Annotated in this window: 12 protein-coding genes; all 12 read right to left on the reverse strand. The window is 65.1% G+C overall.

Annotated features, from left to right (window positions below):
* The 12 genes from U5O44_RS09810 to U5O44_RS09865 all read right to left on the reverse strand — a co-directional run bounded on the left by U5O44_RS09810 (position 1) and on the right by U5O44_RS09865 (position 11,125).
* Complete coding sequence (locus U5O44_RS09810) at positions 1-534, reverse strand: hypothetical protein (RefSeq protein ID WP_322588244.1); 534 nt, start codon at positions 532-534, stop codon at positions 1-3.
* 23 nt (positions 535-557) lie between these two features.
* The gene (locus U5O44_RS09815; RefSeq protein ID WP_322588245.1) at positions 558-1,445 is read right to left on the reverse strand and encodes a polysaccharide lyase family 7 protein; all 888 of its coding nucleotides are present in this window, start codon (positions 1,443-1,445) and stop codon (positions 558-560) included.
* Between the two features lie 30 nt (positions 1,446-1,475).
* Positions 1,476-1,652, reverse strand: coding sequence for a hypothetical protein (locus U5O44_RS09820; RefSeq protein ID WP_322588246.1), 177 nt, complete (start codon positions 1,650-1,652; stop codon positions 1,476-1,478).
* Positions 1,653-1,662: 10 nt separating this feature from the next.
* Entirely contained in the window at positions 1,663-2,940 is a 1,278-nt protein-coding gene (locus U5O44_RS09825; RefSeq protein WP_322588247.1) for a TIGR02270 family protein, read from the reverse strand.
* Between the two features lie 19 nt (positions 2,941-2,959).
* Positions 2,960-3,886, reverse strand: a complete 927-nt coding sequence (locus U5O44_RS09830) for a hypothetical protein (protein WP_322588248.1) — start codon at positions 3,884-3,886, stop codon at positions 2,960-2,962.
* Between the two features lie 45 nt (positions 3,887-3,931).
* Positions 3,932-4,831: a DUF4150 domain-containing protein gene (locus U5O44_RS09835; protein WP_322588249.1), complete on the reverse strand. Its 900-nt coding sequence runs from the start codon at positions 4,829-4,831 to the stop codon at positions 3,932-3,934.
* Between the two features lies 1 nt (position 4,832).
* Positions 4,833-5,870: a hypothetical protein gene (locus tag U5O44_RS09840; protein WP_322588250.1), complete on the reverse strand. Its 1,038-nt coding sequence runs from the start codon at positions 5,868-5,870 to the stop codon at positions 4,833-4,835.
* Positions 5,867-6,973 (reverse strand): DUF2169 family type VI secretion system accessory protein, encoded by a 1,107-nt coding sequence (locus U5O44_RS09845; RefSeq protein WP_322588251.1) that lies wholly within the window; start codon positions 6,971-6,973, stop codon positions 5,867-5,869. Before U5O44_RS09845 ends, U5O44_RS09840 begins: the two co-directional genes overlap by 4 nt.
* A gap of 12 nt (positions 6,974-6,985) precedes the next feature.
* A complete protein-coding gene (locus U5O44_RS09850) occupies positions 6,986-7,489 on the reverse strand; it encodes a DUF6484 domain-containing protein (RefSeq protein WP_322588252.1) in 504 nt (167 codons plus the stop codon).
* A gap of 24 nt (positions 7,490-7,513) precedes the next feature.
* Positions 7,514-9,826: a type VI secretion system Vgr family protein gene (locus tag U5O44_RS09855; RefSeq protein ID WP_322588253.1), complete on the reverse strand. Its 2,313-nt coding sequence runs from the start codon at positions 9,824-9,826 to the stop codon at positions 7,514-7,516.
* A gap of 94 nt (positions 9,827-9,920) precedes the next feature.
* Positions 9,921-10,322, reverse strand: a complete 402-nt coding sequence (locus tag U5O44_RS09860) for a hypothetical protein (protein WP_322588254.1) — start codon at positions 10,320-10,322, stop codon at positions 9,921-9,923.
* A 221-nt stretch (positions 10,323-10,543) separates the two neighbouring features.
* A complete protein-coding gene (locus U5O44_RS09865) occupies positions 10,544-11,125 on the reverse strand; it encodes a M23 family metallopeptidase (RefSeq protein ID WP_322588255.1) in 582 nt (193 codons plus the stop codon).
* Between the last annotated feature and the right edge of the window lie 2 nt (positions 11,126-11,127).

Consider the following 11,127-nt stretch of genomic DNA (forward strand, 5'->3'; position numbering starts at 1 on the left):
TCACGGACTGGGCAAGGACGGCATCGGGCAGCCATTCAGCGCCAGTTCCGCGCGGGTCTGGTCGCGTGCCGCGGCGGCCCCCTCCAGCGTGCTGAAGATGCGCCAGGCCGCGCTCAGGCTCTTGCAAGCGCTCTCCATGTCGCGCTGTCGCCGGAAAAAATGTCCCGTGGTCTTCAGCACCTTGCCCAGCGACCAGTCCTCGGCCGGCTTGCCCTTCACGTGGGCAGCAATGCCCCGGTTGAGGAAACGCAGCGCCAGCTCAGGCGATTCGGTCTTCTGCACCTTCAGGAACTCGCCGATGCGCCAGGCGATCTCCACGGTCCGGCAAGCAGGGCCGTCGGCGCTGTCGCGCAGCAGCGCGTCCCACAGCCGCACAGACTCGCCCGACTCCCCAGGCCGGTACGCCTGCTGCGCCTGCTCCAGCCGCGCGGATTGGCTGACATCCGGCTGGCACGTCTTCGGTGGTCCCGCCGCCAGCACGGTCAGCGGCCAGGCCATCGCCACGGTCAACACCACTACCTCACGCATGTGCATGCCCGTCTCCCTCGGTGCGTCGCTCACAGGAACGTCAGTGTTCGCATCAGCAGCCGGCCGCCCTGCATGGCGTCGGTGCCGGTTTCGTCCAGATAGACGCCGGCCTTGAAATACTGGCCAATGTCGCGCCAGGTCGGGTCGATGGCAAAGTCGGCCCCGTTGATCCAGACCTTCATGTCGCGCACCCACACCTGCAGCGTCAGCCAGGTGTCCAGCGATGCGAACTTCATCAGCACATGGTTGTCGTAGCCCGTGCGGCTGTCGTCCGCGCTGCGCCGCAGCTTGGCACGCACCTGGTAGCCACCGGCCGCGACAGGCTCCACGATCACCAGCAGCAGCGGCGGCGCGTTGACCAGCGCACCACTGGCATCGGTCATGCGAAAGCCGTGGACCTGGGCCACGACGACCGAGCCGCGCCTTGGCGGCAACTGCGTCAGCCTGCATTCAACCGTCATCGTCACCGGCGAGCCGTCAGCAGTGGTCCAGCCGTCGTTGGTGCCGGACTGACGCTGGTGGCGGAACTCGGTGCGCGGGCTGTCGCTGGTCGTGCTGGACAGGGCCCCCGTGACCGGGCACCAGAACATCACGGCCGCGTCGGGACTGATTCCGGTGCCGTCCACGAACACGGCGCGGAAGAACTCGGATTCGTATCCCCGCGCCCCGGTCGCGGAAGGCAGGAGTTCGGCGGTCTTGAGCGTGCGGGCCGGGGCGCCGCCGGTCGTGCCGTCGGCCTTGACGGGCAGGGTCAGCGTGACGTGGGTGAGGTCGAGCAAGCTGGCGGGTGCGGAAGGCACAAGCGTCGGAGGCTCCGGAACCGGCGGCGACACGGGGGGATCCGCATTGGCGCCACCACCGCACGCCGGCAACAACCAGCTCGCGCCGGCCAGGGAGAGCAGATGTCGTCGCTGCATGTGCGGGAACTCCTTGCGGGACACGGTGGATCAGGACAGGAACGGCCATTGCAGCCAGGCCACCACGAGCCCGAACACCAGCGCGACCGTCAGGCGCACCCGGGCCGTGGTGGTCATCTGGTCGTGGCGCACGACATCCAGCGCCGCGAGCAGCACCATGGCCACGGCGACGAGCGACAGCGCGGTGGAGGCAGTGAGCAGTCCCATGGCCACGCCCTCAGCCCATGGCCTTCAGCCAGCGCTGCTGGCGCCACGCGGGGGCGGCGGTCGGGAACAGCTTGGTGCCGGGGGTGAGCAGGCAGGCCCATTGGGCGGCGGCGATGCGCTGGCGCTGGAAGCCGTCGCGCAGGACTTTCAGCGCGTGGGCGGGGCTGGGCGGCTCGCCGATGAAGAAGCGCTGGCCGGCGGGGAACCGGTGCTGCTGCGTCTGCCACCACGCCTGGACCTTGTCGGGATCGGGCCAGGGCAGGCCGTCGTCCTCGTCCATCGCGACGTTGTCGTCCTCGGGGTCGTCGTTCGGGCCGAAGTCGATGCCGGCGGGAGGCTTGCGGTCGAGGTCCAGCCAGGCGAGGTCGGCGCCGGTGATCATCGAGAACGCCTCGCCCGCCAGACGGGTCAGGCGCAGGTCGGTCATCTGGGCGATCAGCCAGGGGATGAAATGGGGGTCGCCGGTGATGCCGCAGCGGCGGATGAGGCGGCGTCGGGCCTGGGCTGCGGCGGGGGTGTCGGGTTTGGTCTGGGCGGCGCAGTGGCGCAGGTGCTGGTGGGCGGTGGGGAGATCGAGGGCTTTCAGGGCCAGTTCGGCGGCGGCGTCGCTGAAGGGATCTGTGCCTTCCGCCAGCTTGTTCAACAAAGCCAGCGCGGAACCGCGATCGCCCAGCATCACGGCAGAGCGGGCCGCCCAGAAGCGCGGCTCGGCGGGCTCGCTGTCGCGAAGGGCAGCGGCCTGCAGCAGCGGCAGCAGGTCCATGCGGCCGACATCACCCGCCACGCGGAAGGCTCTGTCGCGAAGTGGGGTGTCGGTGGCGGTGAAAGCGGCGTCGAGTGGAGGGCCGGGATCGACGCGGTGCAGGGCGCAAGCAGCTAAGGCGATGCGGCGTTGTAGCGGGTCGGAGGAAGTCAGCAACCCCCGGATGGGGTCACGCAATGCCGGAGCACCGACCCACCCCAACGCACCCAGCAAACCTCTCTCTGCCTCCGCACTATTTCTACTCAGCAACATAAGCGTGGCAATGGGAGTGCTACCGGCCAAAAATCCTTGAACGCCCAGCAAGAATATGTTCGCCGCACGGTACGACTCACAAGCCATGGCACAGTAAGCGGAGCCCAGACCCCCTGCAACGACTATACCGTCCAGACAGGCAGCAAGGCGATCATCAAGGCGCCGCAAATTAAGCAGCCGCACATGCGGCGCATGCTCTAGTCCAACCCTAACCTGGCGAAGGTCGACCACACCTTCCACCAATTGATTGGTTATTACAGAGATCGCGTGCACGTATTATCCAGCGCCAGACTCAAGCAATACGTCTCGAAAAAAAATACCTTTTACCCGCTTGGTATTCATTGCCGAAAGAAGAAGCCAAAAATTTCTCCAAAACATGCACAACTTCACCATGAACCAATCTACCCTCACGATAAAAACCTGTGCAATCCATGCCCGTCATAGCTTCAAACTTCTCTCTCAATGGCACAACCAATGGAGCCTGTGTAATATCAAAACTCCCGCAGCTCAACATTTTCAAGAAATGCTCAGAGAATTCCACGACACCTGATTTCTTACCAGCCCAAACGGTATCCTCTTCACTTTCGCACTGGTCGCGCAACTCCATATAACGCTGATACACAGCGCGCGCAAACGAATAGGCAGAACTCTCGGAACTTAGGCGACGAGCCAGTCGGCCAATGTCAGAAGAAACCAGACTCTCGCCAACATCTACCTCATGATGTCCCGCCATTGCGCCTATAAAGCCAAGATCATCCAGGGATGCAATAGGATCAAGCATATCTGCGATTGCAAATCCAATAGTTTCGTGCGCATCCGAACCGCTGCACAAACGCCATGCCGCCAGCATGTGAGGCACAAGCCAAAGGCTACCTGCGTTTCTAGCCCCTTGACATGCATAAATGCGAAGCCCATCTGGGCCTCTACGCATCACGTCGACCAAGCTCTCAAGATCTTCCTGTCGCCCAATATCTCCCGCAACAAGCAATGCAACCGGATTTATGTTGGTTTGGTGATCGCCTTGAAAATATCGTATCAAATTCTTCGCTGGGGAAAAATCACCAATTTTTGCCGCCTCTACAATCCGAGCAAGATCCAGCCACGGATCGGTAGCTTTCTCAGAAAATATCTGCGCTTTTTCATCCTCGGACAAATGGAAGTGATACCCCAATTTTGTCCAATTAAAAGCGCCTCTCGACACAAACCCAGGAATAATCATGCAACCCTCAGAAAATCATCAAGAAAGCAACGTCAATGCAATTCATCAACCCCAAAATTTCATGCAAGCACCATGTATATCAGAACTCATGTCCTCCAATGTCTTGCATGGCCCTGGCGCAACAGGGTGCACGTTACCCTTGCCGATTGGACATCCTCCTGCAGCCAAGGGGACGCGGTGAGCCATTTGACCTTGCCCATGTATATGCGGCAACGAATTTGGATTAGAAAGCGGATTTGCTCCAGCTTGGCTGTACTCAGCTCTCGGGCTTTTAGTGCTTTTAATTCCCTTGTAATACTTTGCACAGGGATCTGCTGTTGGCGGCTGTGCGGGCACAATACCAGGGCAATTATCTCGAGTAATTTTCAACCATTCTGCACCATCTGGATGCCCGGAGTAAAATTCGTCTTCACTTATCGAATCGCCATTCGCCTGCGCCTTTGAATGAACACTGCCACCACAACACTCGCACTTCGGGAGTGAATCTCCACCAGCGGCAACAGCAGACATGAAAGCTTCGTCAGTGTAAATTGTTGCGATTTGCCCTGGCTCGCTAGCGTGATTATGGGTCGTCAAATCAAACGCACGAACCACGTTTTCGCCCTCGACCACAACATCCATCGACCAAGCCTTGAAGTACACCTTCCCCGTGATCTTGTGCGTCACCACCCCTTTCATCGGCGCACACCCCGCCTCATCCCCCGTGCTCTTCTTGAAATAACTCTTGTTCTTGAGCATCACCTCCTGCCCGGAGATCTTCACCGTGGTGGAACCATCGCTCGTGTCCGAGGCCATCCCGGTGTTCGAATACGGGATCGGCACACCCGGCGGCGTCGCGGGCGTCTGCGGTGGTGTGAAGCACACATCCGGAAACGCGCAGATCGACTTGCCATCGGCCGCCTTGCAGGACACCTCCATGCCGTTGGCGTAGACCTGATTGGCCATGTCAGCGCCCCTGCCAGTGCAGCGTCAGCGCCGCCCGCTGGCCCGCATCATTGCCCATGTGCGCAACGATCGCCGGGCCTTTGGTGTAGCGCTTGCGGCACGCCGCGTCCGCCAGCGCCAGGATCGACACCCCCGCCACCGCACCCGGCTCACCCGTGCATTCGGCGGGGTGCCAGAGGTCGAATTCCTCCTTGCGCTGGCGCAGCGTGCGCGACAGGGCCAGCGCCGCCTCCTTGAAATAGAACTGCTCGCCCGACAGGTCGGTGATGCGGAAATCCATGTCGTGCATCGCCACGCCCGCCTCGGCCAGCGCCGCCTTGATCGCCGCCGACAGGCCCTCGGCGCGCAGCGGCTCGTCCGAGGTGAGGTGCGCCTTCTCGACGCCGAAGCCCAGCCCGGACACGATCAGCTCCTCCGCCCCGGCCGGTCGCCGCACCAGCAGCGCCCCCGCCCCCTCGCCCGGCATGAACCCGTTCGAGTTGTGCGGCGCGAGCAGGCGGTCTTCGCGCTCGTAGTGGCTGAGCGTCGGCCAGGTCAGCAGGCTGTCGGTCGCGGCGATCAGCACCTGCTCGAAGCCGCCCTCCCAGAGCAGCGCCCGCGCCTTGCGCAACGCCACCGCCACCGCCACCCGCCCGTGCGCGACCAGCGCCGACGCCGGGTGAAAACGGGTGTCCAGTTCGGCCCGCAGTTCGGTGAACAGACGATCCTCCAGCCCGTCCAGCCGCCCCGGCCGGTCAGCCTCGGCCACGCATAGCAGCAGCGGTAGCCCCGCCCACGCCGCGCGCGGCACCTCCACCAGCACCTCGTCCACCACCAGCGCCGCCATCTTCACCAGCTTGGTGCGGCCCCGCCACGGCGCGTCGAGCGGCACCTGGTGCGCCATGATCCACTCGCCATGCGAGTCGATGAAGCGCGTCTCGCTCGGGTTGGTCAGCTTGGCGCGGATGGCGGCACACGCCGCCGGCGCGCTCAGCCCGACCGACGTCACCAGCCCGGTGCGGCCGATCGCCAGCGGCTGCCCATGGGAGGGAGCGCTCATCCCGCAGTCTCCTCGGGCTCACGTGGCATCGGCACCATCACGACCGGGATCGGGAAGGCCACCTGCTCGCGCTGCTGCCACCACGCGCGGCCCTTCTTGCCCACCAGCACCTGCGCGATCTCGAACAGGTTGCGCTTGAGCGGCCGGTTGACGCGCCAGGTCATCGTGAAACGCTCCTGGTCCGGCTCGAACACGAGGGTGTCGAGCGTGGCGAGGTAGTCCTCTCGCCCGCCCCTCTTCGGGAACACATGCACCGGCGCGTCGAAGTGCGGCAGCATGAAATGGCGCAGGCCGTCGGGCGTCAGGTGGCGCATCGCGACCTCCATCGGCGTGCGGCTGTGCGGGATCTGCTGGTCGAGCGGTGCGGCCTGGAAATACCGTTCGTCGAAATCGTGGGGCAGGAACGGGAATTCGTGGTCCAGCCAGCGCTGGTCATAGGTGCCGGCGTACACCGACCGCGACGACCAGCCACGTCCCAGCGGGCCGAACGCCATCGGGGCATAGGCTTCGGTCGGCCACTGGACCGGCTCCCCGACCACCTCGGTGTTCGGCAGCGGGCGGCCATCGACCCACTCCGTTTTCAGGTGCCGATGAAAGCCGCGACCGACCGGGTTGGGCATGTAGGCGTCGTGCTCCGCCGGATCTTCGGACGCCTGATCGACCCCACCGAAGGCCACGTCATACGAGATCGGCTGCTGCACGAACGCCCGCGGATCGGACACGCGGATGCCCGTGAGCCCCGCCTGCCAGACGCGGTCACCGACGACATCGAAGCGCTTGAGCATCGGCCCGACGCGCAGGACCACGTCGGTGCGGTCGGTCGGCCGGCCCTGCGGCGCATGGGCACTGCCGACGAGCAGGACATCGCAGGCGGGCTTGCGTGGCGCGAAATCGACCTCCTGCACGGGCGCCGACAGGCCCGGCGCCCCCGTGAACGTGTCGGCCATCACCAGCGGCAACTGCTGCTCGTGCAGCCGCACCGCCTCGTCCGGCTTGGGCAGCACGAAGGTGCCCTTGATCACCACCACCAGCGACTCCCGCCCACTGGGCGCCAGCCCCAGGTTGTAGCCGGCCAGCATGCGGGTGGAGTTGATCAGTTCCATGGCTCCGTTGGCTCAGTTGAGCTGCACCGAGCCGCCCTTGATGCGGTTCACGCCGCTGGACCGGCTGGACACATAAGCCCCCTGGATCAGCACCTTGCCCGCCTTGGTCAGCGTGATGCTCGCCAGCCCGCAGCGCAGCACCAGTTGCTCGCCCGCGTTCACCACCAGCCGCTGGCCATCGGCCTCGACCTGCACCTGCGCCGGCGGGTCGGGCAGCGGCCACGCACCGGGCCCGCGCAGCACGCCGGTGACGATCGGCCGCGCCACGTCGCCGCGCTCGAACACCAGCGTCACCAAGCGCCCGATGTGCGCGCCGTGCAGGTCAACCGTGGTTCGGGCGCGCAGGGCCGCGTGCGGATCGACCTCCGGCACCCGCACCAGCGCCGTCTCGCTGCCATCGCCGCTGAGCGCCAGCAACTCGCCGGTCCACACGCCGTGCAGCGGTTCGACCGGACCAGCCGTGGCCTTCACCGCTTCGTTCACGGCGTCTATTTCCAGCGAATCCCATGCACTCATGGCGTGTGTGTCCCGGTTCTGAACCTAGTTCTGAAGAATCTTCGACCCCTTCATCACGATGTCGCTCGACGCCTTGACGTTGACCTTGCCCGAGCCGTCGATCGTGATGTTCTTGCCCTTGAGGATGATCGTCCCATCCTTCTTCATCGTGATGCTGGCGCTGCCGGTCTTGATCGTCACCGAGTCGCCCGCGTCGATGACGAGGTTCTTGCCGACGGTGAGCGCATCGTCCTCGCCGACGCTGGTGCTGCGGGCCTTAGCGACGCTGGTGCTCTGGGCGCCGCCGACGGTGACACTGCGGTCAGCGCCGACGCTGGTGGTCTGGGCCGCGGCGACCGTGGTGGACTGCGCCGCGCCAACGTCGGTGCTCTGGCTGGCGCCGACGGTGATCGACTGGCTCGCGCCGACCGCCGTGGACTGGCTGGCCCCGACCGTCACGCTCTGCATCGCCCCGATCGCCACCACCTGGGCCGCGCCGATCGCGATTTCCTGCGCGGCACCGATGGCGATGGTCTCGTTGATGCCCACGGTGTGCGTGCGCTGCAGCGCGACGGTGGCGGTCTCGCTCGCGCCGACCGTGATCGTGCGGTTCGCGCCGATGCTGATCGACTCGTTCGCCCCCACGGTCTCGGTGCGGTTGGCGCCGATCGCGATGGTCTCGTGGCTGCCGACCTGCTCCCGGCGGTTCACGCCGATGGTGATGGTCTCGTTGTTGTCCACGGTCTCGGTGCGGTCGTGCTTCACATGCACCGTCTCGTCGTGGTCGATCGTCTTCCTGCGGTCATGCCCGACCCAGTGTGTCTCGTCGTTCTCGACCTCGATGTCCTGGTTCTTCTCGGCGTGCAGCCACACCTGCTCCGCGCCCTTCTTGTCCTCGAAGCGCAGCGCGTTGGCGTTGCCGTAGCCGCCGCCCTTGCTTGACCGCGTCAGGATGCCCGACTGCGTCATGTTCGCCGGCAAGTCCCACGGCGGCATCTGCTCCGCGTTGTAGACCCGGCCCGTGATCAGCGGCTGGTCCGGATCGCCCTCCAGAAAGCTCACCACCACCTCCTGCCCGATGCGCGGGATGTGGATCGAGCCGAAGTTCTTCCCCGCCCACGGGTGCGAGACGCGCACCCAGCACGAACTCTTCTCGTTCTTCTGCCCGTAGCGGTCCCAGTGGAACTGCACCTTCACCCGGCCGTACTTGTCGGTGTGGATCTCTTCGCCGCTCGGCCCGACCACCACGGCGGTCTGTGGCCCCTGCACGAATGGCCGAGTGGTCACCCGCGGCGGGCGGAACTGCTGCGCGTGCGGGATGGCGCTGAACTCGCTCTTCACCTGCGTGCCGCCGGTGCTGCCGGACTCGTAGGCGTCGAGGTGAACGTGTGTGCGGGTGCTGACGACGAGGTAGTCGGTGTTCTGGTCATCGCGCGGATGGCGCTGCAACGTGAAGCGGCAGCCGTCCTTCAGGCCCTGTGCGTTGGTGCTGGCGGTGACGGTGATGTGCTGCGTCTGGTGCTCGTCGAGCCGGGTTTCGGCGTACTGCTCGCCCTCGACCGCCTTGATGTATTCGCCGGGGTAGTCGAACACCTCGTGGTCCGCCTGCTCGTGGCCGCGCACATGCGACTCGTTCACCCGCAAGCTCGCCGACGGCCGCTCGAAGTCGTAGTCGGTCAGCGCCACCTTGCCGGTCTGCACGCCGTGGGTGACCTGCCAGCCGGTGACGTGGTCATGGTCCGGCGGCGCCTGGTCCGGCTGGTCGTAGTAGTCGATCCGTTCCGTGCCCGGTGCCGGATCATGCGCACCGGCCGCGTCCACCAGCACCAGTGTGTGCCCGGCGTCATCGTGGCGGAAATGCCAGTAGATGCCTTCCTGCTCCAGTAGGCGCGCCACGAAGTTGTAGTCGCTCTCGCGGTACTGCACGCAGTACACCCAGGGCTGGTAGGTGCGGTACAGGTTGAACTCGAACTTCGCCACCGGGTGGTCGCCGAAGACTTGCTTGACGATGTCCGGGACCGTCATCTCCTGGAAGATCCGGCAGTCGCTGGTGCGCGTCAGGAACCACAGCCACGGCCGTACCGTCATCGCGTAGCCGTAGTGCCGCCCGCTCGGCGCGCCCATGCCGAAGCGGGTGCAGTGGCCGCTCCAGTGGCGCAAGCTCCCGTCCCGCAGCGTCAGTTCCACGCTCACCACCTGCCCCAGCAGCGCGTCCGGCGCCACGTCCGGCTTCTCGCTGAGCAGGTGGAGCTGCACCTCGCCGAGCACGCTCAGCCCGGACGTCGCCGTCATCGACTCGAACAACAGGTCGGTGGCGGGCAGCGGGCTCTTGAAAATGATCGGTGGGGGGCTCGGCATGGCGGCTTCGTGGCGTCAGGGCCATCGTCGGCCGCCCCTGCCCCGCGGTAAAGCGACCAAAGTCACTCGACCGTGAACGCCAGCGTCACCACCCTCAGTCCACCAGCGCCGCCACCCTCAGGTGATGCCGCCCGATCAGCCGGCCCGGCAGCCGGTACACGCCCGGCGGCGTGCGGCTGACGCCGAGCCCGGCCTGCGGGCTGACCTGCACACGCCAGCGACCGTAGAAGTTGAAGGTCAGCACATCGTCCGGCGTCGGGCGCAGTTCGGTGACGATGCCGATGCCCTCCGGCCGTGCGAAGCTGAACCGCACCTCGTCGCGCAGTCGGTCCTGCTCATCAAGATAGACCAGGTGCAGCGCTTCGTCGAACGGTGCGTCGTAGCCGAGCAGCAGCAGGTGCCCGCCCTGGCAGCGCATCTGCGCGATCAGGTCGGTGCCGTCGGTGCGGGGCAGCACCACACGCCCGCCATGCGACACGCGGCTCCATACGCACATCGGTTCGCCTGGGCCAGTCAAAGGGTCAAGGTGGAAATCGTCGCAGAACTCCAAGGCGCAGGCTCCGTGCATCCATCGTGCGGCGGCGTCAACCAACAAGGCGGATGAACTCGATTCGACCGCAACGGGGCGGTCAGGATAGCGTCGATCACGCACCGTCCTGACCGGGCGGCAAGGCAACGTGCAACCGCTGGTGACATGACTCCCCGTCACCCCTCGCGCTATCGCACAGGACTGAAAGGCGTCGGGTCAAAAAGACTGTCCATGCCAAGCACACTGCGCTTGGGCTCCTGCACAGGCTGGAGCAATGGGCACAAACCGAACACACGGATCGGGTCAATCCGTCCGGCAATGCCCTTGCCGAGCAGTGCTTGCGTGCGAATCTCGAAATGCAGGTGCTGCTCCCTGGCCGGCATGCCTCGGGCGTTGCCCGTGTCACCGGTCAAGCCGACACACTGGTTCTGGCGCACCCGATCACCCACCTTGACATGGAATTGCCGCAGATGGGCATACGCTGCGTAGAGCTTCGGATAAGGCGCGAGGGTCGGCACCAGTTCGATGATCAGCAAATCACCGAAGTCCCCGCTCTTCGGCAAGGCATGGACCACCTTGCCATCGGCGATCGCATAACACGGTGTCCCGGTGAGCGCAGAGAAGTCCCATCCCTGATGACACCGCGGGGTCAGCTTGCCAGCCACCATGGCGTAGCGCCCGACGTTGTCACCGAACAGGTTCTTGCGCTTTTCGGCCAAGGTTGAACCGCGAATGATGTTCTCAGCCAGCGGCCAGGAAAAATCGGACATGG

This window comes from Sphaerotilus sp., from assembly GCF_034519685.1.
In the GTDB taxonomy this organism is placed as follows: Bacteria; Pseudomonadota; Gammaproteobacteria; order Burkholderiales; family Burkholderiaceae_C; genus Sphaerotilus.

Coding starts and splice junctions, on each gene's coding strand:
- U5O44_RS09810 (WP_322588244.1), bottom strand. CDS start 534: ATGCACATGCGTGAGGTAGTGGTGTTGACCGTGGCGATGGCCTGGCCG.
- U5O44_RS09815 (WP_322588245.1), bottom strand. CDS start 1,445: ATGCAGCGACGACATCTGCTCTCCCTGGCCGGCGCGAGCTGGTTGTTG.
- U5O44_RS09820 (WP_322588246.1), bottom strand. CDS start 1,652: ATGGGACTGCTCACTGCCTCCACCGCGCTGTCGCTCGTCGCCGTGGCC.
- U5O44_RS09830 (WP_322588248.1), bottom strand. CDS start 3,886: ATGATTATTCCTGGGTTTGTGTCGAGAGGCGCTTTTAATTGGACAAAA.
- U5O44_RS09835 (WP_322588249.1), bottom strand. CDS start 4,831: ATGGCCAATCAGGTCTACGCCAACGGCATGGAGGTGTCCTGCAAGGCG.
- U5O44_RS09840 (WP_322588250.1), bottom strand. CDS start 5,870: ATGAGCGCTCCCTCCCATGGGCAGCCGCTGGCGATCGGCCGCACCGGG.
- U5O44_RS09845 (WP_322588251.1), bottom strand. CDS start 6,973: ATGGAACTGATCAACTCCACCCGCATGCTGGCCGGCTACAACCTGGGG.
- U5O44_RS09850 (WP_322588252.1), bottom strand. CDS start 7,489: ATGAGTGCATGGGATTCGCTGGAAATAGACGCCGTGAACGAAGCGGTG.
- U5O44_RS09855 (WP_322588253.1), bottom strand. CDS start 9,826: ATGCCGAGCCCCCCACCGATCATTTTCAAGAGCCCGCTGCCCGCCACC.
- U5O44_RS09860 (WP_322588254.1), bottom strand. CDS start 10,322: ATGTGCGTATGGAGCCGCGTGTCGCATGGCGGGCGTGTGGTGCTGCCC.
- U5O44_RS09865 (WP_322588255.1), bottom strand. CDS start 11,125: ATGTCCGATTTTTCCTGGCCGCTGGCTGAGAACATCATTCGCGGTTCA.